24 protein-coding genes and 1 pseudogene are annotated in these 22590 nt (G+C 69.8%); 12 read left to right on the top strand and 13 right to left on the bottom strand.

Going from position 1 to position 22590, the window contains the following annotated elements:
• Window positions 1-88: 88 nt before the first annotated feature.
• Window positions 89-442: a hypothetical protein gene (locus tag AB0I10_RS11865; RefSeq protein ID WP_363152240.1), complete on the bottom strand. Its 354-nt coding sequence runs from the start codon at window positions 440-442 to the stop codon at window positions 89-91.
• A 155-nt stretch (window positions 443-597) separates the two neighbouring features.
• Here AB0I10_RS11865 and AB0I10_RS11860 point away from each other — a divergent pair, with 155 nt between their 5' ends.
• The 3 genes from AB0I10_RS11860 (at window position 598) to AB0I10_RS11850 (ending at window position 3893) form a co-directional block, all read left to right on the top strand.
• Window positions 598-885: a hypothetical protein gene (locus AB0I10_RS11860; protein ID WP_363152239.1), complete on the top strand. Its 288-nt coding sequence runs from the start codon at window positions 598-600 to the stop codon at window positions 883-885.
• Window positions 886-1165: 280 nt separating this feature from the next.
• The gene (locus tag AB0I10_RS11855) at window positions 1166-2458 is read left to right on the top strand and encodes an Ig-like domain-containing protein (protein WP_363152238.1); all 1293 of its coding nucleotides are present in this window, start codon (window positions 1166-1168) and stop codon (window positions 2456-2458) included.
• A 151-nt stretch (window positions 2459-2609) separates the two neighbouring features.
• Window positions 2610-3893: a DUF2786 domain-containing protein gene (locus tag AB0I10_RS11850; RefSeq protein ID WP_363152237.1), complete on the top strand. Its 1284-nt coding sequence runs from the start codon at window positions 2610-2612 to the stop codon at window positions 3891-3893.
• A 72-nt stretch (window positions 3894-3965) separates the two neighbouring features.
• On the opposite strand, the gene AB0I10_RS11845 is transcribed toward AB0I10_RS11850, so the two are convergent.
• From AB0I10_RS11845 to AB0I10_RS11830, 4 genes are all read right to left on the bottom strand, one after another.
• Window positions 3966-4505 carry a hypothetical protein gene (locus tag AB0I10_RS11845; protein WP_363152236.1) on the bottom strand — a complete coding sequence of 180 codons (540 nt, stop codon included), beginning with the start codon at window positions 4503-4505 and terminating at the stop codon, window positions 3966-3968.
• A gap of 22 nt (window positions 4506-4527) precedes the next feature.
• A complete protein-coding gene (locus tag AB0I10_RS11840) occupies window positions 4528-8070 on the bottom strand; it encodes a glycosyltransferase (RefSeq protein ID WP_363152235.1) in 3543 nt (1180 codons plus the stop codon).
• Between the two features lie 494 nt (window positions 8071-8564).
• A complete protein-coding gene (locus tag AB0I10_RS11835; RefSeq protein WP_363152234.1) occupies window positions 8565-9035 on the bottom strand; it encodes an NUDIX domain-containing protein in 471 nt (156 codons plus the stop codon).
• A gap of 3 nt (window positions 9036-9038) precedes the next feature.
• Window positions 9039-9782 carry a helix-turn-helix transcriptional regulator gene (locus AB0I10_RS11830; protein WP_363152233.1) on the bottom strand — a complete coding sequence of 248 codons (744 nt, stop codon included), beginning with the start codon at window positions 9780-9782 and terminating at the stop codon, window positions 9039-9041.
• Window positions 9783-9958: 176 nt separating this feature from the next.
• Between AB0I10_RS11830 and AB0I10_RS11825 the strand changes: the two genes are divergently transcribed.
• Genes AB0I10_RS11825 through AB0I10_RS11805 form a run of 5 tightly spaced genes read left to right on the top strand, consistent with a single transcriptional unit; the run spans window position 9959 to window position 11166 of the window.
• Entirely contained in the window at window positions 9959-10276 is a 318-nt protein-coding gene (locus tag AB0I10_RS11825; RefSeq protein WP_363152232.1) for a hypothetical protein, read from the top strand.
• The gene (locus AB0I10_RS11820; protein WP_363152231.1) at window positions 10276-10476 is read left to right on the top strand and encodes a hypothetical protein; all 201 of its coding nucleotides are present in this window, start codon (window positions 10276-10278) and stop codon (window positions 10474-10476) included. Before AB0I10_RS11825 ends, AB0I10_RS11820 begins: the two co-directional genes overlap by 1 nt.
• Window positions 10476-10679 (top strand): hypothetical protein, encoded by a 204-nt coding sequence (locus AB0I10_RS11815; RefSeq protein ID WP_363152230.1) that lies wholly within the window; start codon window positions 10476-10478, stop codon window positions 10677-10679. Before AB0I10_RS11820 ends, AB0I10_RS11815 begins: the two co-directional genes overlap by 1 nt.
• Window positions 10676-10921, top strand: coding sequence for a hypothetical protein (locus AB0I10_RS11810; RefSeq protein WP_363152229.1), 246 nt, complete (start codon window positions 10676-10678; stop codon window positions 10919-10921). Before AB0I10_RS11815 ends, AB0I10_RS11810 begins: the two co-directional genes overlap by 4 nt.
• The gene (locus AB0I10_RS11805; protein WP_363152228.1) at window positions 10918-11166 is read left to right on the top strand and encodes a hypothetical protein; all 249 of its coding nucleotides are present in this window, start codon (window positions 10918-10920) and stop codon (window positions 11164-11166) included. Before AB0I10_RS11810 ends, AB0I10_RS11805 begins: the two co-directional genes overlap by 4 nt.
• A 327-nt stretch (window positions 11167-11493) precedes the next feature.
• Here AB0I10_RS11805 and AB0I10_RS11800 read toward each other — a convergent pair whose 3' ends face one another.
• Window positions 11494-12561 (bottom strand): LPXTG cell wall anchor domain-containing protein, encoded by a 1068-nt coding sequence (locus tag AB0I10_RS11800; RefSeq protein WP_363152227.1) that lies wholly within the window; start codon window positions 12559-12561, stop codon window positions 11494-11496.
• A gap of 95 nt (window positions 12562-12656) precedes the next feature.
• Here AB0I10_RS11800 and AB0I10_RS11795 point away from each other — a divergent pair, with 95 nt between their 5' ends.
• Window positions 12657-12851 (top strand): DUF5958 family protein, encoded by a 195-nt coding sequence (locus tag AB0I10_RS11795; protein ID WP_363152226.1) that lies wholly within the window; start codon window positions 12657-12659, stop codon window positions 12849-12851.
• Here AB0I10_RS11795 and mgt read toward each other — a convergent pair.
• The gene (gene mgt, locus AB0I10_RS11790) at window positions 12844-14061 is read right to left on the bottom strand and encodes a macrolide-inactivating glycosyltransferase (protein WP_363152225.1); all 1218 of its coding nucleotides are present in this window, start codon (window positions 14059-14061) and stop codon (window positions 12844-12846) included. The genes AB0I10_RS11795 and mgt overlap by 8 nt on opposite strands.
• A gap of 268 nt (window positions 14062-14329) precedes the next feature.
• On the bottom strand, window positions 14330-15427 hold the full coding sequence (locus tag AB0I10_RS11785) for a hypothetical protein (protein ID WP_363152224.1): 1098 nt from the start codon (window positions 15425-15427) through the stop codon (window positions 14330-14332).
• A 375-nt stretch (window positions 15428-15802) separates the two neighbouring features.
• Here AB0I10_RS11785 and AB0I10_RS11780 point away from each other — a divergent pair, with 375 nt between their 5' ends.
• The gene (locus AB0I10_RS11780; RefSeq protein WP_363152223.1) at window positions 15803-16099 is read left to right on the top strand and encodes a hypothetical protein; all 297 of its coding nucleotides are present in this window, start codon (window positions 15803-15805) and stop codon (window positions 16097-16099) included.
• A 451-nt stretch (window positions 16100-16550) separates the two neighbouring features.
• Here AB0I10_RS11780 and AB0I10_RS11775 read toward each other — a convergent pair whose 3' ends face one another.
• From AB0I10_RS11775 to AB0I10_RS11765, 3 genes are all read right to left on the bottom strand, one after another.
• The gene (locus AB0I10_RS11775) at window positions 16551-16676 is read right to left on the bottom strand and encodes a hypothetical protein (protein WP_363152268.1); all 126 of its coding nucleotides are present in this window, start codon (window positions 16674-16676) and stop codon (window positions 16551-16553) included.
• On the bottom strand, window positions 16669-17337 hold the full coding sequence (gene msrA, locus AB0I10_RS11770; protein ID WP_363152222.1) for a peptide-methionine (S)-S-oxide reductase MsrA: 669 nt from the start codon (window positions 17335-17337) through the stop codon (window positions 16669-16671). Before msrA ends, AB0I10_RS11775 begins: the two co-directional genes overlap by 8 nt.
• Window positions 17338-17517: 180 nt before the next feature.
• Complete coding sequence (locus AB0I10_RS11765) at window positions 17518-18678, bottom strand: hypothetical protein (RefSeq protein WP_363152221.1); 1161 nt, start codon at window positions 18676-18678, stop codon at window positions 17518-17520.
• Between the two features lie 154 nt (window positions 18679-18832).
• Here AB0I10_RS11765 and AB0I10_RS11760 point away from each other — a divergent pair, with 154 nt between their 5' ends.
• On the top strand, window positions 18833-19996 hold the full coding sequence (locus AB0I10_RS11760) for a cystathionine gamma-synthase (RefSeq protein ID WP_363152220.1): 1164 nt from the start codon (window positions 18833-18835) through the stop codon (window positions 19994-19996).
• A 144-nt stretch (window positions 19997-20140) separates the two neighbouring features.
• On the opposite strand, the pseudogene AB0I10_RS11755 reads toward AB0I10_RS11760, so the two are convergent.
• A pseudogene (locus AB0I10_RS11755) lies at window positions 20141-20408 on the bottom strand (sigma factor-like helix-turn-helix DNA-binding protein); the annotation flags it as partial.
• Window positions 20409-20458: 50 nt separating this feature from the next.
• On the bottom strand, window positions 20459-20959 hold the full coding sequence (locus tag AB0I10_RS11750; protein WP_363152219.1) for a MarR family transcriptional regulator: 501 nt from the start codon (window positions 20957-20959) through the stop codon (window positions 20459-20461).
• 190 nt (window positions 20960-21149) lie between these two features.
• Between AB0I10_RS11750 and ilvA the strand changes: the two genes are divergently transcribed.
• The gene (gene ilvA / locus AB0I10_RS11745; RefSeq protein WP_363152218.1) at window positions 21150-22403 is read left to right on the top strand and encodes a threonine ammonia-lyase; all 1254 of its coding nucleotides are present in this window, start codon (window positions 21150-21152) and stop codon (window positions 22401-22403) included.
• Window positions 22404-22590: the final 187 nt, after the last annotated feature.

The following is a 22590-nucleotide window of genomic DNA, read 5'->3' as shown; positions in this document are numbered from 1 at the left end:
GGGGAGTCGGCCTGATCGGTTCGGGCGTGGGGCGGGTGCGATGCGCCCGTTCCGCGCCCGTTCGCCGTCGCCGGGGACGGAGGCCGACTCAGGCGGTCTCGTCGCGCGCCCGGCGGGCCGAGTAGCCGACCAGCCCGGCGCCGAGCGCGAGGCAGACGGCGCCGCCGATCACGTACGGCGTGGCGTCCGGGCTGCCGGTGTCGGCGAGGAGGCGCTGCGGGGCGGTGTCCGTGCCGGTGCCGGTGGAATCGATGAAACCAGTGGAACCAGCGGAATCTGTGGCACCGGCCGCGGCGGACCGGTCGCCGGAGCCTTCTGTTCCGCTGCCCGGCCGGTCCGGCCGGTCGCCTGCCATGAACGCGTTCGCGGACGGTACGAACCACAAGGCGAACAACACCGATCCCGCGACTGTGGCGGTCAGCAGCGGTCGTCGTGCGGTCACCGAACGATCCCCCTGTGGGCTGGGCGAATTGGCCGTTGACCAGATGTTAATGACCGCAGCGGGTCGCGGGGAAGTCGGGACCCGTAGGTGCTTAGCTCCGTGCTATGAGCAATGGCGAGACATCACGTTTTGTAAGGCTTCATGTCGAATTGGTCATGGAGGTCACCGACGCCGGCCAGCTGACCGGCGCCGCCCTTGATCACATCGGCGGCGACCCGTCCCTGCTCGACGAAGAGCGGCGGCAGGCCGTGGAGACGGTCAAGGAGGACCCGGCGGAGGCGCTCGCATACCTCGTCGACCCGTTCGACCTCGTCGCCGCGGTGCCGGGCACCGAACTCGCGCAGGCCTCCTGGAGCAGCGAGGAGATGACCGACTACGACCCGGACGTCGAGTGGGACGCGGCGGAGTGGGATCTTGCCGACGACGCCGCAGAGGAGGTTTGACCGACCCGCATCCGCACCCGGCCGAGGCGGCATCCCGCACCCGCGCCCGGCCCCCGCAGCCCCTGTTCGCGACCCCCGTACGGCGTCCTGTCGTGCGGGGGTCTGTTATGTGGGTAATAGGTGTCCTTCCCCACATTTTGTAGAGGAATGGAAGGGGCAAAACGGAACATGGGTTCATAAGACGTCGGCCTGAACGGCTGCGTCGGGCGTCGGCCGGAAGGGCCGCGTCCGCTCGAAGAACTCGGGGATGCTCGCAATCGGTAGCAATGGAGATGTGTTGATGACGGACAGCAAGCGCCGCAAGGGCCTCATAGCCAGCGCCGCGCTGCTCGGAGGCGTACTCACCGTCGCCGCGTGTGGTGGGGGCAATGCCGCCACCCGCAGTGACGACAGCGCCGGAGACCAGACGGCACAGCACCAGCAGGCTCAGCAGCAGGTGGATGAGGCGGCTGCGAAGGACTCGTCGGAAGCCAAGATCACCATTGCGCCAGAGGACGGCACACCAGACGCGGGTATCCACCGTGACGCCAGGGTCACGGTCAGTGGCGGCAAGCTGACCGACGTCACCATGACCGCCGTCACGTCCAAGCAGACCGTCGCGTCGAAGCAGACCATCGAGGGCACGCTGTCCGCCGACGGCACCTCCTGGACGCCCGATGAGTCCCTGGCCCGCGCGACGGAGTACACGGTCACCGCGCATGCGGTGGACTCCAAGGGCCGTAAGGCGGTGGAGAACTCCACGTTCACCACCGTCTCCCCGGTGAGCAGCTTCATCGGCAACTTCACGCCGGAGGACGGCTCGACCGTCGGCGTCGGCATGCCGGTGTCGATCAACTTCGACAAGCCGGTGACGAACAAGCGGTCCGTCGAGTCGGCGATCAAGGTCGCGTCGAGCAGCAACCAGAAGGTCGTCGGCCACTGGTTCAACAACACCCGGCTGGACTTCCGCCCCCAGGAGTACTGGACGGCGAACTCCAAGGTCACCATGGACCTCGACCTTGACGACGTCGAGGCTTCGCCGGGCGTCAAGGGCATCCAGGACAAGACCGTCAGCTTCAACGTCGGCCGCTCGCAGGTCAGCACCGTCGACGTCAAGACGCACCAGATGACCGTGGTCCGCGACGGCAGGACGATCAAGACCATCCCGATCTCGGCCGGTGGTGAGGAGAACCCGACCTACAACGGCCAGATGGTCATCTCGGAGAAGTTCAAGCAGACCCGCATGGACGGCTCCACGGTCGGCTTCACGAAGAAGAACGGCAAGGGCGAGTACGACATCCGCGATGTGCCGCACGCCATGCGCCTGTCGAACTCCGGCACCTTCATCCACGGCAACTACTGGGGCAAGGGCATCTTCGGCCAGGCCAACACCAGCCACGGCTGCATCGGCCTGAAGGACGTCAAGGGCGCCGGTGACGCCTCCACGGACGGCGCGTGGTTCTTCGACAACTCGCAGCTCGGCGATGTCGTCGACGTGGTCAACTCCAACGACAAGACCGTCAAGCCGGAGAACGGCCTGAACGGCTGGAACATGGCCTGGTCGCAGTGGGTGGCCGGCAGCGCGCTGCGCTGACCGTGACGGCTGCACGTCCTGCGTGACGTGACGACCCGATGTGACAGACGCCTGGCGGCGCCGGCAATACGGCCCGCCGGGCGTCGTCGCGTGCGTACGGAGGGAACGGCCTCCATGACGCACCGGCGCAGTCCCTCCGTACAGTGACCGGGTGAGCGAGCGCGGAAGAAAAGGCCGGGGCGGGCAGCAGTCGTCGGCCGCCGATGAGCTGGTGGGGGGCGTGCTCGGCAGCGTCCGCTACGCGGCGGACGGGGAGCCGGCCGAGGACGCCATAGAGGCGGGCGCCTCGATGCTGGCCGCGGCCCCGGCCGGCTGGGAGGCGGTGAGCGCGGCGGTCGTCGCGGCCGCGGTGGCGGGTGTGCGGCAGTGCTGGGCGGGCGGCTGGCACCCCGCCGACCTGGAGCGGATCGTACGGCGCGAGGCGTCCGACGCGACGCTGGTTGCGCTGGTCGTCGACGCCATCGCGGCCGAGGCGGCCCGGCCGTCGACAGCCAGGCCCACTCGGGACCCGCGCTGGGCCGACCAGCTGCGGCGGCTCGGCGCCGACGTCTGGTGGGAGTCCGACCGCGGCTATCTCGACGGCCTGGCCCGGCGCCGCCGCACCTCCCGTTTCGAGACCGCGTACGACGTCCTGGCGGCGCTGCGCACCATCGCCAGGCTGCCCCGCATCACCCCGCTGCCGGCCCCGGCGCCGGCGCCCGCGCGGAACGGAGGCGGCGCGGCGGCATCCCGCGCCCTCGGCCGCATCCGTGGCCTGCTCGCCAAGGCCGAGGCGACCGACTTCGCCGAGGAGGCGGAGGCGCTGTCCGCCAAGGCGCAGGAGCTGATGGCCCGGCACAGCATCGACGAGGCACTCGTGGAGAGCGCGGCAAGCGCGGGCGGCTCACCGGACGGCTCAGCCGGCGGCCCGTCGGCGGTCCGTATCGGCATCGAGGGACCGTACGAACAGGCCAAGGCCCTGCTCCTCGACGCCGTCGCGGCGGCCAACCGCTGCCAGGCCGTCTGGGCGGCCGACATCGGCTTCTCCACCGTCATCGGCTTCGAACCCGACCTGGAGGCAACGGAGTTGCTCTACACCTCACTCCTCCTCCAGGCCACCGCCGCGATGAACCGCGCAGGCGACGACCACCACGCCCGCGGACGCTCCCGCCGCACCCGGGACTTCCGCCAGACCTTCCTCGTCGCCTACGCCGACCGCATCCGGGACCGCCTGACCGCGGCCACCGCCGCCGCTACGGCCGCCGCCACCGCCGAGTCCGGCGACGCGGCCCCCGACCTGCTCCCGGTCCTGGCCGCCCGCGATCTGGCCGTGGAGGAGACCACCGGCGCGCTCTTCCCGGACACCGCCCCGGTCCGGCTGCGTGGCGTACACGATGCGGAGGGCTGGCACCAGGGGAAGGCGGCGGCGGACCGGGCACGGCTGCCGGAGGGCTGATCCGGCGGCAGCGCGGCCTGCGGCCGACCGGGGCGCGCTGCAGTACGGCATTCCGGCTCAGCCCGGCCACCCTCAGGGCGCGTTGACCGATGTGCCGGCGCTCCCGGGTCCGCCGATCGCAACCCGTTGCGGGCGGTCGCGAGGGAATCTCCAGACGCTGCCCGAGGTGGTGACCGCGGTCAGCGTGCTCCCGTCCAAGGTGACTTCGGCGAACGGATCGGACCAGGGGCAGACCGCCAGCCACTCCAGGGTGCGGTCGTCATCGTCCCTGGTCAGTGCCACCCAGCCGATGCTGCCGTGGGCTGCCGCTCCGCCCGCGAAGGCTCGGCTTCCGGCGTATGCGTGCTGGGCGAGCACCGTGTCGACGTCGATCCAGTCCTCGACGGTCCATGCGGTCGCCCGCAGGATTTCCGACGAGGACGACGAGGACGACGAGGACGACGAGCCGTCGAGCGGGTAGTCCATCAGCGACAGACTGCCGTCGGCGAAGACGATGACGTTGTCCCCGCCGGGTGCCTGCCAGGCATCCCAGCGCTGACGGACCTGGTCGCGCGTCCGGTCGACCGCGGACACCGGTTCGTCGTTCGCCATGTTCGCCATGCCGTTCACCATGCCGTTCATCATGACGCCTCGGTCAACGGCCGCCTCGGTCATCGGCCGCCTCGGCCAGGAGGACGGCGGCGGCATCGGCCCAAGTCGCCGTGCCGGCCAGCGCATTGCGCAATTCCGCGGCGCGCCGGAAGGCGGTGGGCAGATCGCCCATGACCCGGTCGATGGCACGGGCCCAGGTCTCGGTGTCCTCGTCGTCATCGCCCGACATGGGGACGATGACACGGGCAGCCGTCTCGCCGTCGAGCTTCTCGCGCAGAAACTCCGCCAGCCCGCTCTCCTCGCTGACCAGCGTGGGAACGCCCATCGTGATGGCCTCGACGCCGACCAGACCGAAGCCCTCCTTCCTCGACGGCATGATGACGAGGCTCGCCCGGCTCATGTCCCCGGTGAGCCGTTCCTGCTCGGACGAGTACTCGCGGACCACGACGTCCAGCTTGGGATTGGCGGCCCAGGACCGCAGCTCCTTGCGCTGTTCGGTGCCGGTGCCTTTCGGCGCGCCCCGGACCACCAGGCCGATGGCCGGGACCTTGGCCTTCTCCCGCCACGTCGCGACCCGCCCGCACGCACGGGCCGCGAGGTCCAGGCCCTTGAGCTCGGCGTCCTCCGTACGCCCGACCAGCAGGACTTTCAGCGGCCGGCCGGCGGGCGGGACCCCGGGCGTCGGATTGGCGACGTCGAAGCCCGGATCGATGCGCAACGGTGCCGCGATGCCCTCGCCGGACAGCTCGTTGAGGAAACGGCTGTGCAGTCGGGGTCCCACCGCGACCACCCGGTGCGCGCTCCCGCCGAGCCGGCGCTCGTCCTCGGTCCTGCCCTCGGCACGCCGGGCGGCGTCGTTCTCCCTGTCGAGCTTGTGCCATTCGATTTCGTCCGGCGCCATATGAATGAAGTGCAGCCGCCTGGCATCCGGGAAGAAGTCGGAAACCTGCAGTTCAGCGGCCGGTCCGGTGATCCGGCTGTGCCCGATGACAAGGTCGGGGACCGTCCCCTCGGGCAGCTGCGGACGTCGGGTCAACTGCACGTATTCCGGGGCGCCGGGAGTCAACGGCGGGCAGAGCAGGGTGACGCCATCGGCCTTGGCGGCGGCGATCTCGCCCTCGCCGACGGCGAGTACGACGCAGTACACCTGCGCCCCGGCGGCGGCGAGCGCCCGGCACAGGTCCCGGTTGAAGGTGCTGAGGCCGCCGTGTGCGGACCACCACTCGGTGGCGATCACGAGGACGGTGAGCGGGCGTGGTTCGCGTGCGTCGGTGGCCTCGGGCTCGGGCTCGGCCTCTGTCCCGGCCTCGGGCGCCGGCGCGAGAGCCGGTGCGGAGGTGGCCACCGCCGTGTCCGCCCCCTGTGCCCTGTCCGCCCCCTCTGCCCCGTCCGCCGCTTCCGCCCGGTCCGCTGCTTCCACCCCCACCATCGTCCTGGCCCGCTCGATCGCGGCCGCGAGGTCGACCTCGCGTTCCTGGCTGAGGGTGGCCGTGCCGTCGGCTGTCTGCGGGGTCAGCAGATAGTCGATCTCGCAGTCGGCGACCGGCAGCGGCGCAAGGTCCCCGGCGGCCATGGCGAGTTGGTGGCCCGCCGTCTCCCGGTCGCCCTCAAGGAGATACGCCATTGCCGCGTTGTACCGGCTGAGCGCCTTGTCCTTGGGGTGCTGCGCCAGATCCAGGGCTCTGCCGACCCACTCAAGGGCGATGCCGGGCTCACCGGCGGCCAGCGACACGTACAGGATGTTGTTGGCGGGTTCCCAGCGCGGGTCCAGGTCGTAGGCCGCGGCCAGATGTTGCCGCGTACCGCTCAGGTCGTCATTGCCGTAAGCGGTGTAGGAGGCGGTGAGATGGTTCTCCGCGATGGTGGCGCGCACCGTCCCGGTGGACAGCCGCAGCCACTCGCTGATCCGCGGCCAGGGCTTCAGGGGCAGCCGGGTCCGTTCGGCCTTCAGCTCCCCGCCGAGCGCGGCGATCCGGCGGGCCGCCGCGAGAAAGCCCGGCGTGTGTTCGAGACGGAAGTCGTCGGCGTCCGCCGAGTAGAGCCAGCGGATGCCGGTGGTGCCGCCGTAGGCGCAGGTGACCGTGGTGATGTCGAGTGCGGCGGGGATGCCCGTGCGGAGAATGGCCTCGTGCACGAACTGGGTGGCGTACGGCACCGACTCCGCCCCCTTGTCCGCAAGGCTTTCCAGGGCGAAGAGCGCTGTGTTGAGGCTGGCTTCGCCCATTTTCGGGCAGCAGGTCTGAAGCACCCGGGCGGGCTTGGACGTGATCTCATTGAGCAGACAGCCGAGCCGCCTGGTGAGCAGACTGTGGAACTCGCCACGGCCCATGAGCTGGTGATGCCGCTGCCGTCCCAGCTTGTTGATCGTCCACAGCCGGACGTAGATGTCGTCGAACAGCTCCGTCTCCTGCGACAGCCGGACGACCTCCGACTCGTCTATGGCGCCGTCCGCGATCAGTTCCGCACGGCACTGATCGAGGACCTCTCTGGTGATCGACGGCTGTCCGACCACGTTGTAGGCGAACCAGACCTCGTCCACGGACGCGTGGTCGAGCGCGGAGCTGAGGACGTTGAAGGCGTGCAGCCGCTCCGGCGACAGTTTCTTCACCGACCGGATCAGCCTGCGGTCGAGCACGTCCCGTCCGGACTCCATCCGTGACCGGACGTCTTCGAGCATCTCCGCGGTCAGCGCCATTCCCATGGCCGCGTCCTTCTGCCACCGGGCGAACATCTCGTGGCAGTAGAGCTGGATCTCGTACGGGTTCCCGTCGGTGAGGTGGACGAGCTCCGACTGCGTTCCGTTGAACTCGGGGAAGCAGTCGGCGTCCAGCCCTAACCCGCGCAGGGGCAGGAGCATGCAGTTGCTGACGTCCTCCGACTCGACGAAACGCTCGATCTTGATCTCTTTGAACTGCCTGAGGAGCGGCGAGAAGACCTCGGTGATCCGGGTGAGCAGGCTCGACGTGCCGGCCAGCACGAAGACGAAGCCGTTGAGCCGGGTCCCGAGCGCGCGGAGGACGGACAGCACTTCCTCGTGCCCGGCCACCAGCTGGGCCTCGTCGATGAGCAGCGCGATCGGCCGGCCGAGGACCCGTACGACATAGCGGAGATCGGCACGGAGCGCGGCCTCGGACACCGGGCCACCGGGGGCCGACAGGGACAGTGCCTCGGGGAACTCCAGCGGGAAGTCGTTCTCCGGGGTGGCGCCGGAGAACACCCGCCGGATCTTCGCGGGTGTGACCGCGCCGGGCCCGCCCAGCGTGCCGCCCTCGTCCGTGACGGCCGCGACCAGCTCCTCGTAGACCTTGCGGTAGAACGCCGAAGGGGTGGCATCACTGGGGACGAGCGTCACCCGGACCGGCAGCAGGCCGCGTTCCCGGGCCAGGTCCTCCGTACGGTTCAGCAGACTGGTCTTTCCGGCGGCCCGCTGGCCGTGCACCGCGATATAGACCGACGGCCGGTCCAGCCCGGCCTGGTCGAGCTCGTAGGCGACGCTGTCGAGCTCGGCGATCCGTCCGGCGAAGAGCGCGGCGTCGCTGACCGGATTGCGGTAGTCGTAGGGGTTGGGCAGCTTGGATATGTCCACGGGCTCCACTCACCTCGCGGACGATTCTAATGCTCGGATCCGCTGTCCTGGCCGCGTTTCGGGGGGCGCTTTCCGTGGTCGGACGAGGGCGAACTCCGGCCGGACCGACTGCTCTTGGGCACGAGGCCGACCGCGCCGGGCCGCCGGGCCCCGAACGCCGGGTCCGGCCCCTCAGGACAAGAACCCCGAGGTCTCGGCCGTGCCCCTCGTGGCCGGGTCGGATGCGTACCTCCGTTGGATCGCCACGACCGTTGGGCCCCCGGCGAGTATGTGTCAGGGGCGGGCCTTCTCCAAGGCCTCGGCGACGGCGGGCACGGTCCGGTGCTCGCCGAGCCGTCGCAGGACGGGAGCAAGCCGCTCCCGTGGGCGTACCGAAGCCACCCCGGTGCAGAGGTCCAGCGCTCGGCCGGTGGCGGTCGCTGCTTGCTCAACCTCCCCGGCTGTCAGGTAGGAGTCGGCCAGCCACCAGGTAGGGGCTCATCGGCGGTTGGTGGCTATCCCAGATATGGAGTTGAGCGATGCTCCAGGAAGTGCTGAATGCGTAGCCGCTGCGTTTGGTGCATGGGAAGCCCGTCGATCTCGTTTGGGGCCACGAATCGCAGCTCTGAGGACTCCTCAGAGATCTCCAGCGCACCACCGACGATCCGCGCGGCAAAGCACACATTGAACTGTCGCCTTACCTCCCCATTGCTGTACGCGATGATGTGGCGTGGATCTGTATAGGTGCCGACAAGTCCCGTGATCTCTACGTCTAGCCCTGTCTCCTCCTTGACTTCCCGTACGGCCGTTCCCGGCAGGGAATCGGCCATGTCCATTCCACCGCCGGGGAGCGCCCACAGGTCATTATCAGTCCGCCGCTGTAGCAGAATGCGCCCCTCGTCATCCGTGACGACGGCCGATGCAGCGACTACCAAACTGTTTGGCTTCGGTGCATTAGGGTCGGCGTAATATTCAGTCCGTGCCACTGCTCAGCCCTCCTGCACAGGTTTTGCCGTAGCCCATACGGCATTGAAACTTTCGGCGTAGCCGTCGAACATCCCCCCGTCGTCGTGGTGCCGAAGGTGCCACACGGGCGCAGCATAAGCATTCGCGCCCCACACGTGGGCATTAACCAGCATCTGATCGTCAGCACGGTAGATGCTGTTGTAGAGGGTCGTCCCGTGCGTCCGCAGCTCGATACCTGGTGTGCCGATGAGCGGCCGATAATGCATGATTGCCAGTCGGCAGCGAGATTCGATTCCATGGCCGAACTCCTCTTCCTGGCCTCGCTGTTGAATGTTGATGCTCTCTGCGTCGCCTACGGCAATCCGCACGGTGCATCCTTCGGCGGCCCGCTCGCGCAGTAGGTCATTCAAGCGCGGGTATGCCTCATGCATGAATACAGCCGCGTACACGAGTACGTCTATGCGTTTCCGTGCCTGAGTGAACAGATCAACGAAGACGGAAACGGGCAGCTCTGCCCGCTGGTTGTACAACGCGACCAGTTCAGGGCTGACTGCCCTTGCTGCGCGTGCCTGCCTCAGCTTTGGCCAGAGAGCAAACACATCTTCCTCTATTGTCTCAGCGGCTCGGATGGCAGTTTCCCTGCGAGGTGTGCGTCCCAGGTTGACCCATCGTTCAACCGACTTGGGATCAACGTCAACCTTCGCCGCCAGGCTTGCATGAGTCCAGCCGCCTGCCGCCATAGCTGCCCGCAGTCGCTCGTTCTGCACTCTGCTCCCCAGACTCCGGTGAGGACGTTCTGCCTCATGTAGGACGTCCCCAAGTGTCCATTGTCCGTGGTTCCGGCGTCCCGTGGTACCCAGCGATGCTCACGAGATAGCAAGGACCCCCGCGACCGTGGCGACGGTCCGGGGGCGTGGCCATCAACCCCAAGGAGGTTGACAGCATGCGCAAACATAGCGCGTGGATCTTCGAACTGCTGTTGCGGCTGTTACTGCCCGCGCGGGGGCGTCACCGGTCCGTCGGCGCACTGCCCGCCGGGAGGTGTGAGGACGCGCCGACGCCCGCGCTTCCCCGCGTGACCGCCGGGCAGCTGGGGCTGCTGCGGGGTGAGGACGTTGCCCTGATCCGCCCGTATGTCCTCACGCCCGAGGAGCGGCAGGAACGGCGGTTGCAGCGCGGGCGGAGGCGGGCGCTGTGGCTCGCGGTGCACGGGTACGACGCGGGGCCGCGCTGGATTCACGGTGTGGAGGTGGTGGGTTGATGCCCCGCAGTTGCCGCCCCGTCCAGCTGAAGGATCCGGTGCGGGTGCCGGAGCCGGAGCCGGAGCCGGTTGCCGGGTGCGATGTGTGTCTGGCTCTGGCAGGGCAGCGTGCGGGGGCGCGCGCCGTCGGAGACCTGTCGAAGGTGATCGACTGCAACATCGAGATCGGCTGCCACCCCCACGCGAAGGTGGTGCGCTGATGGCGGCCGAGGTGTGCACCGACGGCCGGGCGGCAATGGACGCTTTTCGTGAGTCTCAACTCGCGCTGGCTGACGTGAAGATGATGTTCCCGGAGCTGACGTTCAGCGACACCGTCGAGGGAGGGATCCGGATCAACCTCGGCTGCGTCGGCATCCGCACGGCCGCGAAGCTGGCCCGCGCTCTGAAAGCGGCGCGGTCATGAGCGCGGGCGTGTGGTCGCGGCTGCGTGACTGGGCCGAAGAGGCGTGGTGTCGGCACGTCAGGTATCGGGAGTTGTACCGGCAGCTCGATCAGATGCGGGCGGACCTCAAGACCCGTACCGCGTGGATGGATGAGCTGTCCGAGGAGGAGTTGGCGGAGGTGCTGCGTGGTCTCGCCGAGTGCATCGACGCCGTGCAGGCGGCGGGTGGCGACGCCCCGGACCATGGGGAGGAGATGGCGTGAGGGCGCGTTACCGGTTTGCTGAGTGGACGCTGGCGGCTGATTCGGATGCGTCGCTGCGGTTCGTCGGTGAATGCCTGGACTGCGGGGAACGCTGCATCGATACCGCGTCCGCCGACGAAGCGCAGGGGTGGTGCCTCAAGCATGCCGGGCTGACCGGGGACAGGTGCTTTGAGATGAGGGGATTCCAGTTGTTCACCGCCTACCTGACCAACGCGGCGGCGGACGGCGCTCCTCCCGCGACGTAGGACAGGACGGGGCCGCCGTGGCCTGGCTCCGGCCGTCCCGCCCGCACGACTTCCCCCGACCGGACAAACCGAGAGCAGGGACAGCACGTGTTCCGCTTGAGCCGACGGGCTCACTCCCGGCCGGCCCGGTCCGTCCTGCGGGGAGCCTTCCGGGGCGCTTCCCTGATGGATGCCGCGCGGCATCGCGGTGAGGGAAGCAGGTCCCGCCCGGTGATCTCCTGCACCGGGCGGGACCGCAAGCCATGACGGACCCGGCTCTCACCTCCGAGAGAGCCGGGGCGTGTGCATTGGATACGCCACCGGCGCCGGGGCCCGGCGCACAGGTCCTTACGCTGCGGCTCCCGTGCCACCGCCGGAGCCGGCGGCGGCCTTGCGGCGGCGTACGCTGATGATCGCGCCCGCTCCCACGGCCATCGCCACGCCGCCCACCAGGGCGATCGTCGGCAGCGCGGAGGACGAGCCGGTCGCGGCCAGACGGCCCTCGCCCGAGGTCTCCTTGACGCCGCCCTGCGGCGTGGTGCCGTCCGTGGCGCCACCGCCGGGCTCGGCGCTCTCACTGGGCTTGCCCGGCGTGCTGGGCCGGCCGGGCTTGCCGCGCGCCGGGAGGATCTTGAAGTCGTACTGCTCGTGGTTGGACATGCCGCAGGAGCCGTCCTGGTTGCGGAACGTCCCCTCTATGATCGCGTAACCAGAACCGGGCTTGGCCGGATCGATCGCGCGGACGCGCAGCGGCAGCGTGACGGTGCGGTGCGCGGCGACGGGGAATCCGGTGAACACGCTGTCGACCGTGGCGTCTTCGAAGCTCAGCCACTTGCCCGTCACGGGATTGCGGAACTGCGCCTCCAACTCTTCGTACTGACGGTCGACGATCTCGCGGGAGGAGATGTACGGCTGCGGCCGGACCTTCTCCATGGCCTTGTCGGAGGTGTTGGTGACCGTTATGGAGGACGGGCTCCAGTCGGCACCGGCGACGAACTCGGACTGCAGCCCCTTGATCGCCATCTTCAGATGCTGCGGCGCGCTCGCGCAGTCCTCGCCCGGGGGCCTCTCCTCGGAGGAGGACCCGCCGGGCGTGGGGCCGGGCTTGGTGCCGGTCTCCTCACCGGGCTTGGCGTCGGGCGTGGGCTTGGTGTCGTTCCCCGCACCGGGCTTCGCGGCCCCATCGGTCTCGGTGGTCGGGCCCCCGGTCCCGGACGACTCGTCCGACCCCGTCGTCCCATCCGGCCGCGCCGACTCGCCGCTGTTCCCCGAACTATCTGTCTTCTGCGACTCGTTGGTGTGTGCCGACGGGCTCGGGGCTTCCGTGGCGAACGCGGCGGCGGGCGCGGCCAGTACGGCGGCGGGCGTGATGACGACGGCCGCCGCGGCGGCCGTCAGGGCTTGGCGGAACTTCATCAAGGAGACCTTCCTGAGATGTCATCTGAGCTGTCACCTGAGCTGTCAGGCGCTTGCGCATAGATGACTACTGGCGGGGCAAACCGTTGCGCCGTATGGCCAGTTATGGAAGGAAGATCACAGTGCCGCCGCTGACCACTCGGCTCGCGACACCCAGGGCGTTTCGGCTGCCGGTCGCGCTGCTTGCCGTCGCCGATACCCGTCGGCGCGAGCGTTACCGCGCCGACGGGTGCGGTAATGAGTGGCACCGGCTGGCTGCCCGCCCGGATGCGGGACCAGCCGTCACATGATCTGGGCGGGCAATTCGGCCTCGATGAGGTCGGCCGCTCGCCGGGTGCCGCCCTCGGCGGCCATCTCCCGCTGGATGGCCGTGAGGCGGCGTCCCACTTCCGGGTCGGCGACGAGCGCGAGCACCGCCGCCCGGAGGGTGGCGGCGTCCACCTGGTCCACCGGTAGGTGGCGGGCCACGCCGAGTCCCTGGAGCATGTCCGCGTTGCCGAACTGGTCGACGGCTTGCGGGACGGCCACCATGGGAGTGGCGGTGGCCAGGCCCTCCTGGCTGCCTCCTGCGCCGGCGTGCGTGATGAAGGCATCGGCCTTCCGCAGGATCGCCAACTGCGGTACCCAGTGGTGCACTTCGACGTTCCCGGGGACCTCCCCGAGCTCGTCGGCGGTGACGTGCTTACCCACCTGGAGCACGACGTGCCAGCCCGGCAGGTCGCCGAACGCCTTGACGCACTCGCGGTAGAAACCGGGCTGCTTGGTGAAGGACGAGCCGAGCGAGACGAGCAGCACACGCTCGGCGTCCGCGGGCCGCTCCCAGTCGCCCTGCGCCGTTCGGTCGCCCTGGCAGGCGCCGACAAACGAGTGGACGTTCTCGTCGACCCGGTCGGCATGCGGCTGCAGCGCCTTGGGGATGAGCACGATCGACCGGCCGGGGCGACCGACGAACGGGTCGGGGTGCTGCGTGATCCCGTTCTCCGCAAGCCAGTTGGTGAACTTCGCGTAGTACGCCCTGCCGCGCTCGGTCGCCTTGGGCTCTGCCCACATCGGCTCGGCAACCTCCTCCTCGTACCCCTCCCACGCGACGAGGTTCGGCGAGAGGGAGACCGCGGGCACACCCCAGCGGTGAGCAAGGACGCGTGCCGGGTACGAGGTGATGTCGTGCAGTACGAGGTCCGGCTCGTCCCCTTGATACGCCTCGATGAGCTGCGGCAGTGCCTGGATTGCTTCGTCCAGGAACGGCTCGACGTTGTCGAGGAGCGTGGTCCCCCACGCCGACGGGTCGTCGTCGGGCGAGGGCAGCGTAGTGCGGTACAGGACGGGCTCGGCGCCGGTCTCGGCAACCTTCTCCTCGAAGAGGTGCGGGATCGCGTACGTGACGCGGTGCCCACGGGCGACGAGCTCGCGGATCACTTCGAGGCTCGGGTTCACGTGCCCATGGGCGGCGATGGAGAACATGGCGATATGGGCACGTTTGCGGTACTCCGGGTTCGTCATGGCTCCACAGTAGGCGAGACGAAACGTCTCGTTCAATGTGTTTTCCAGGATGGGGAGCACCCCTACCTGGGGTGACGACCCTGAGCTCAGTCCCCGGCCGGAGCCACGCCCACCGGGCAGCTCAGAGTCCCGCGCAGCGAGGCTCCCACCGACCAAGGTGGGGGCCTCTCTGCTTGCTTCCGCGTTTCCCCAGCTCAGGGAGCCAGAGCGAGGTGCAGCCTAATGACACATGGCGTCGCGGGCGCGTTTGCGCTCGGTACGAGCGAATTCATGTTGTCCGGCATGCTCCAGCCGCTCGCCCGCGACCTGGGGTTTCCATTCCGCAGGCTGGGCTGCTGGTCTCGGCGTTCGCGACCCTGTAGCGGGTGGCGAGTGCGTGGAACGCTTGCTTCGGTTCCCAGGGCATGTCGGGGTAGGCGCGGTTGTCGGCGGGACAGCCGCTGTGCTCGTCCAGGACTTTGACGATGCCGTAGGAGGCGAGGTCCTCGTCCGGTCCGGATGTCCGGTGGGGTGTGCTGAAACCGGCGAAGCTGAACCAGAAGACGGACTCGACGCCCTCCTCCTCGAAGACGGTCATGAGATCGTCGAGGTAGCGGACCTGCTCGCCCTCGTCGCGCACCAGGCCGGGTTTGAGGGTGACGCCGTCGGCCTCCCTCGCCATGTACCAGCCGGCGCCGCCGTGCTCTCCCGCTCCCCGGTAGGTGCAGCAGCCGGCCTCCATGATGGCGACGGGCTTGCCGTGGCCGCATTCGTTGCGCAAGTCGGTGCGGTAGGTGGCCGCGTTGCGCAGGCTACGGAAGGCGTCCAGGCCGACGATGTCGAACGGGGCCCAGTCCACGCCGTCCAGAGGGCAGGAGGCGTAGCTCACGCGGCCGCCGAAGAGGGGCCGCACGGCGTCGACGACTTCCCCCAGAAAGGCGTTGACCTTGTCGGGGATGCCCTGGAGCGCGGCTTCGCGGCCGGGGCCTGCCAGGACCGGAATGCGCTCGTTCAGTGTGTCCCCGGGCAGGTAGCCGCGGGCGAACACGCTGAGTTCGCAGCCAGTGACGAGGACGACCTCGGCGCCGTCGCCCCGCAGTCGCTCCGCCCGCTCGGCGCAGTCGGTGAACAGCGGCAGCATCTCGGCGTTCGACAGCTCGCAGGGAAAGGGCGAGAACCAGACCTCCAGGCCCGCCTCCGCCGCGGACCGCGCCGTAGTCTCGATACGGTCCGGATCGCCCCCGGTGATACGGACAGCGGTGCAGTGCAGATCCTCTGCGACGACACGCATGTCCCGTTCGACGTCCCGAACGTCGAACACGGGGCGCGACGTGTCGCCGTTGGGAAAAGTGCCGGTGTCGTAATGGATGCCCTTGCCGCGCAACATGACGAATGCCTCCGGTGGGGTGACTGTGTCTGCCGTACGGGGTCATCGTCCAAGTTGCCGCTGCGTCAGCGTCAAGGCCGCACCGCGGCCGGCCTGTCGAGCTGGTCGGCATCTCCGAGATCTCGGGCTTCAGCCGCACCCCGCTGGCTCTTTCACCGCCTCAGGTAAGGCCGTTGGGGTGAGCGCCTGCGCCTGTTGCGGCCAGGCGATGCCCTGACGTGCTCAGGGTGCGAAGTTCCGCGGCCGGCGCCAGATCGCGAGGGTCAGGGAACCGGCGCGTCATTGAGTGGCTGCGCGATGTTTCATATTAGCCTTTCATAACTGTACGAAGTCGATCAATCACGGATCGCATCTGCTCAATTCACCGGAGATGAAATGCGCAAGCTTCGCAAGGCTGCTGTTGTGGTCGCAGCCCTCGGCACCGTCGGCCTCCTCGGCGCTGGCGCCGCCCACGCCGACGAGGGTCAGCAACGCGGTCATGGTGGCCATGGAGGCCTGAATGTCAAGCAGGGCAGCTCCTGCCGGTCGCACGACCTGAACGTCGACGTCCTCGGCGAGGTCGGGATTCTCAACGGCCTGTTGGGCAACGCGCTCAACGGCGAAGGCTCCCCGGGTGCACAGTCCAGCCACCTGGGCTCGACGATGGGCTGCGACAACAGCGTAGGCGGCTAGCAAAGGGAAGGGTCCCGGTGTCCACGCCACAGACCCGGCGCCAGGGCCCATTCTTGACCTGCGGCAGCGCGCGGGCCGGGTGTCCGCCCGATCCGCAGTCGGGCTGAACGGACTCTGGCTGGGCTTCTCGGGGAAGCCCAGCCAGACTTCCGCCGCACCGGCCCCGACCTCAAACGCCACAGCCAGCGGCAGCTACATCTACCTCTGCGAACGCAAGGAAGCTGTGCCGGCATGGTGACCCCAGGACGGCCCGAAGGCCCCTCGGACCCACACGACCTCTGAGTGGACGTTTGAGGGGCCTCCCTGCATCGGCAGAGGCGTTCTGGGCGCCTCTGCCGCGACAGATCGCCGACGCTCCGAGACGACACCGAGCGCGCCCAGCACGTCAGCCATCTCACCTTCTGTGACATCAGTCGCAGCGTCGGCGATCCGCCGTAACGCATCGCTCACGTCACTGGCCGTTTCCGCTGGCCACAGGCTTCTTCACGGTCAGCGGCAGCATCTTCTTCCCGCTGTCGCTCAGTTGTGGCCATGTGCCGAACTGCGGGCAGACACCACAGTCGAAGAGCTCAGCCATCCGCGTTGGCCACGCCGATCGGGCAGGAAACGCCCGTCCCGCCGATCCCGCAATACCCCGCCGGGTTCTTGTCGAGGTACTGCTGGTGATATCCCTCGGCCGGATAGAACGCGCGGGTCGCGTCGGCGGGAAGGATTTCGGTGGTGATGTCGGCGTAGCCGGAGTTCTGGAGGACGGTGCGGTAGGCGTCGCGGGAGGCTTCGGCGGCCGCTTGCTGGGCGGGGGAGTGGGTGTAGATGGCGGAGCGGTACTGGGTGCCGACGTCGTTGCCCTGGCGGAAGCCCTGGGTGGGGTCGTGGGACTCCCAGAAGAGCTTGAGGAGGGCGGTGTACGGGACGACGGCGGGGTCGTGCACGACGCGGACGGCCTCCGTGTGGCCGGTGTGGCCGCTGCAGACCTCGTCGTAGGTGGGGTTCGGGGTGTGGCCGCCCTGGTAGCCGACGAGGGTGGTCCAGACGCCGTCCGTCTGCCAGAACTTCCGCTCGGCGCCCCAGAAGCAGCCCAGGCCGAAGTCGGCGATCTCCAGGCCCTCGGGGTACGGGCCGAGCAGCGGGTTGCCGAGGACGGTGTGCCGGCCGGGGACGGTGAAGTCCCGCTCGGGGCGGCCCTTCAGTGCTTCCTCGGGGGTGGGGAGATGGGACTTGAAGCGGGAGAACAGCATCGGGATCAAGCTCCAGGGGCAGCGGGGAAAGCGGGCGGGTTGTCCGGGGAACGCCGGGGGAGTGGGTGGCATTCCGGCGGCGGGCCTTCGGTGGTGTCCGGGCCGGCATTCCGACGGCCGGGGCCCGGTGTTCGCTCTGGCTGGCCAGGGTCTCTCCGACCCTGACCCATCGGACCGGCCCTAGTGGCCCGGAGCCGGCGGGAAGCCCGCTGAGGTGCCGCCCAGCTGTTCCCAGCCGGCGATGGCCAGGGCGCGGTACGCGGCGTACTCGGCGGCGGGGCTGCGGCCGTACGACCACGGGACGGCGCCTACGTGGCCGTCGACCAGGCGGAGCTGCTCCATGGCCTCGGCGTAGCGCTCCGCGCGGACCAGGAACCAGACGAGGAGATGGCGGACGTGGGGCGCCATGGGGTGGTCGGCGGGGGCCTCGCGGAGCGCGAAGTGGGCGCCCTCGATGGCGCGCTCCACCACCGCGCTCTGGTAGAGGCTGCGGACCATGTTGGCCTCGGGGAGGTGCTCGTAGACCGCGAAGAGGGGGAGGGCCGGCAGCAGGGTCTTGGCGGAGGCGTCGGCGGCCGCGCGTTCGGCGAACGCTTCGGCCTCCTGGCGGGAGCCGTGCCACTTCTCCGACCAGTACGGGAGCGCAGCGAGGTGCGCGCCCATGTGGTGCGGGGCGCGTTGCACGACCTTGGACCAGAGGGCTTCGTAATCGGCCTTCCGCTCGTCCAGGCCACGGGCGACGGCCAGCTCGGTGATGTACGGGATGGGGCTGCCGGGGGCCAGCAGTGTCGCTTCCCGGCAGACCGTACGGGCCTCTTCGAGGATCATGCGGAAGTCCTGGGAGCCCGGGTCGCGCAGGGCCTGGACGACGAGGAACTGGGCATGGGTCTGGGCGCCACCGGGGTCCTTGGGGGCCTCGTTGCGCCAGGTCCGCAGCCAGATGCCGCCGGACCGGTGCCCGCCGTCGCCGTGCGCCGGGGCCGCCGGCCGCTCCGGCTCCGCCGACTCCTGGGCCAGCTCGAACGCGGCGGCTCCGGCCAGCGTCTGGACCCGCTGCCAGCGCAGCTCCCAGTTGTCGCCGGTGGACTTCAGCAGCGCGGCCGCCGGGCGCCAGTCATGCGTACGGCGCATCTCGGCCAGCGCGTCGTCGAGCTCCTGGTCGGGGCCCGGCAGGCGTACGTCGAGCTCGTTGAGCGGCACAAAGCCGTAGCCGGCCATCGGGTCGGAGGCCACCACCAGGCCCTGCTGGGCATGCTGGGCGGCCCGTCGGCGCCGCATCCAGGGCAGGAAGACGAAGCCGCCGATCGTGATCGCGGCGAAGAGAACCAGCAGAGCGTCCATGTGGTGTGTCCCTGTCGGAGGGCCGGGCGGCTGTAGTGGTGGGCGGGCGGTGGCGCGGCGAGGGAACCGTCGTGCGGTGGTTCCCTCGTATGTATCCACTATCCAGCGAACCAGAAAGTTCCGGAGACGCCGGGGGCGGCTACCCTCGGCAGGCATGAGCGAACAGCGCGACGAGCGCCACCACCAGCATTTCGAAACCCTCGCGATCCACGCGGGCCAGGAAGCCGACCCGGCCACTGGTGCGGTGGTTCCGCCCATCTACCAGGTCTCCACGTACAAGCAGGACGGTGTCGGCGGGCTGCGCGGCGGCTATGAGTACAGCCGCAGCGCCAACCCGACCCGTACCGCCCTGGAAGAAAACCTTGCCGCCCTGGACGGCGGCCGGCGCGGCCTGGCCTTTGCCTCCGGCCTCGCGGCCGAGGACTGCCTGCTGCGTACCCTGCTCGCCCCCGGCGACCATGTGATCATCCCGAACGACGCCTACGGCGGCACGTTCCGGCTGTTCTCGAAGGTCGTCGAGCGGTGGGGCGTGGAGTGGTCGGTCGCCGACACCTCCGACCCGCAGGCGGTCCGCGCCGCGCTGCGGCCCCGTACGAAGGCGATCTGGGTGGAGACGCCCAGCAACCCGCTGCTCGGCATCAGCGACATCTCGGCGCTGGCCGGCATCGCCCGGGACGCCGGCGTCCGGCTCGTCGTCGACAACACCTTCGCCAGCCCCTACCTCCAGCAGCCGCTGGCCCTCGGCGCCGATGTGGTGGTCTACTCCACGACCAAGTACATGGGCGGGCATTCGGATGTGGTCGGCGGCGCCCTGGTCGTCAACGACGATGCGCTCGGGGAGGAGCTTGCCTACCACCAGAACGCGATGGGCGCGGTCGCCGGGCCGTTCGACGCCTGGCTGGTGATGCGCGGCATCAAGACGCTGGCCGTACGGATGGACCGGCACAGCGCCAACGCGGCCCGCATCGCGGAGCTGCTGGTCTCGCACAACAAGGTGACCCGCGTCTACTGGCCCGGACTGGCCGAGCACCCCGGCCACGAGGTCGCCGCCAAGCAGATGCGGTCCTTCGGCGGCATGGTGTCGTTCCAGGTCGCGGGCGGCGAGCAGGCGGCCGTGGAGGTCTGCAACCGGGCGCAGCTGTTCACCCTCGGTGAGTCGCTGGGCGGCGTCGAGTCGCTGATCGAGCACCCGGGGCGGATGACGCACGCCTCGACGGCCGGTTCCGCGCTGGAGGTCCCCGGCGACCTCGTTCGGCTGTCGGTCGGCATCGAGTCCGCCGACGACCTGCTGGCCGACCTCACGCAGGCGCTGGGCTGACGGCCCGGCCCGGACGGTCCACCACCCCTCCACGGGAGGGGTGGTGTGGGCCGGCGGGTCTCCTTGCGGTCGGGGAGGCTCACGGGTTGCCGGCCCGAGGGGAGTTGGCGGCACCCTGTTGCGGGCCGCCGGCTCCGGGCGGCTGCGCATTTCGGCGATGGCGCGCAGGCACCGTGCGTGCACGCGCTCGGTGGGCAGGCCGAGTTGGGCCGCGGTCTGCTTCTCGGTCATGCCCTCGCAGAGCCGCAGCACGAGGACCAAGCGCTCCTACCGGGCGCGGCCGGTCCCGGACGGCATACGTCCGTGACAGCGCGGTGGTGAGCAACTCCTCGGCGGCCGGGGCGGGTTGGGAGTCCGGCTCGCCGGTCAGCAGGGTGGCGGCGTGCAGCAGCCGGCCCGCCGCGCCTGCCACGGGCGTGACAGGCGGGACTCGGCGGAGTCATGGTGCAGGGAAGGCCGACGTCAGGACGTCGGGCCCGCCGGCCCCAGGGACGCGGTGAGCGTGGCGAGCGATGTGTTGAAGCGCGTCAGCAGGGCGCAGAACGCGTCCCGCTCCTCCTCGGACCAGCCCTCCGTCACCAGGGCCATCAGCGCACGGCGCGAGGCGCGCACCTCTTCCAGGCGGGAGTGGCCGCGCTCGGACAGCTGAAGGACCACGGCCCGGCCGTCCTCGGGGTGCGTGGCACGACTGACCAGCCCGGAGTCGACCAGCGGGGCGACCTGCCGGGTGACCGTCGAGGAGTCGATGCCCATACCGGCGGCGAGGGCCTTGACGCCCATCGGGCCTTCCTGGTCCAGGCGGTTGAGCAGCAGGTATGCGGCGCGGTCCATGGAGTTGCGCGCCTGCCCGACGCCGCCGAGCCGGCTCTGTTCTGCGCGGCGGGCGAAGACGGCCACTTGGTGCTGCAGTGCGTCGAGAAGAGCGGGGTCGGTGTGGGTCGTCATGTCCGAAGAGGTGGGCATGGCCGGGTGCTCGCTTCATGGGGTGCGTACGGATTGGAGGACAGAGTACGCGGACCCGGCGCGGGCCGTACCGGCGCTGCGCAATCCGATAACGCGCCGTGAGGGACCCGAGACCGGGCCTCCACTCGCCTGGGTGTCCGCACGTCGGGACGGAAAGGCTCGTACGCGGACGAACTGCGAGACTGGCGGCATGGCAGACCACACGCCTCATGCGCCACACGAACCGGCCGCCGTCGCGCTCCCCGCGATCACGGTCGACGACGTACGCGAGGCGCACAAGATGCTCTCCGCCGTCGCCCGGACCACCGCCCTGGAGGGCAGCCGCTATCTGTCCGGGCTGGTCGGCGCGCCGGTACACCTCAAGTGCGAGAACCTCCAGCGCACCGGCTCCTTCAAGATCCGCGGCGCCTACGTACGGATCGCCGGGCTCACCCCTCAGGAGCGGGCGGCCGGTGTGGTGGCGGCGAGCGCGGGCAACCACGCGCAGGGCGTGGCGCTGGCGGCGTCCCTGCTCGGCGTGCACTCGACGGTGTTCATGCCGGTCGGTGCGCCGCTGCCGAAGGTCTCCGCGACCCGCGAGTACGGCGCCGAGGTGCGGCTGCACGGCCAGGTCGTGGACGAGACGCTGGCGGCCGCCGAGGAGTACGCGCGGGAGACCGGCGCGGTCTTCATCCACCCCTTCGACCACCGCGACATCATCGCTGGCCAGGGCACGGTCGGCCTGGAGATCCTCGAACAGTGCCCGGAGGTGCGCACCATCGCCGTCGGGATCGGCGGCGGCGGGCTGGCGGCGGGCGTCGCGCTGGCGGTGAAGGCGCTGCGCCCGGATGTGCAGGTCATCGGGGTGCAGGCGGCGGGCGCGGCCTGCTATCCGCCCTCGTTGGCGGCCGGGCGTCCGGTGGCGATCGACGGTCTGTCGACGATGGCGGACGGCATCAAGGTGGGGCGGCCCGGCGATGTGCCGTTCGGGATCATCGAGAAGCTGGTGGACGACGTCCGCACGGTCTCCGAGGACGAGCTCTCCAGCGCGCTGCTGCTGTGCCTGGAGCGGGCGAAGCTGGTGGTGGAACCGGCCGGGGCGAGCCCAGTGGCGGCGCTGCTGTCCGACCCGAAGTCCTTCGAGGGGCCGGTGGTCGCGGTGCTGTCCGGTGGGAACGTCGACCCGTTGCTGATGCAGCGCATCCTGCGGCACGGCATGGCCGCCGCGGGCCGCTACCTCTCCCTGCGGCTGCGGCTGACGGACCGGCCGGGGGCGCTGGCGAACCTGCTGGCCGTGCTGTCCGTCGTCGACGCGAACGTCCTCGACGTCGGGCATGTGCGCACCGATCCGCGCCTCGGACTGACCGAGGTGGAGGTGGAGCTGCACCTGGAGACCAAGGGTCCCGAGCACTGCGCCGAGGTGAGCGCGGCGCTGCGCGAGGCGGGGTACTTCTTCACGGAGTGAGCCGGTTCGGCTTCGTGTGCCTTTGCTCTTCCTCCGCCCGCCGGGACTCTTCCTCCGCCCGCCGGGACTCTTCCTCGGCCCGCCGGAACCGAGAAAATCAGTATCGCGATGTATCGCGTCCGGAGTACTCTCCCGGTTGCGGGCTGCTGCCGGGCTGGCTGTGGCGTTCCGTTTTGGACAAATGCCC

This window comes from Streptomyces sp. NPDC050636 (assembly GCF_040654775.1).
In the GTDB taxonomy this organism is placed as follows: domain Bacteria; phylum Actinomycetota; class Actinomycetes; order Streptomycetales; family Streptomycetaceae; genus Streptomyces.
The sequence above is the reverse complement of the archived record's forward strand: the minus strand, read 5'-3'. Positions and strand labels throughout refer to the sequence as shown.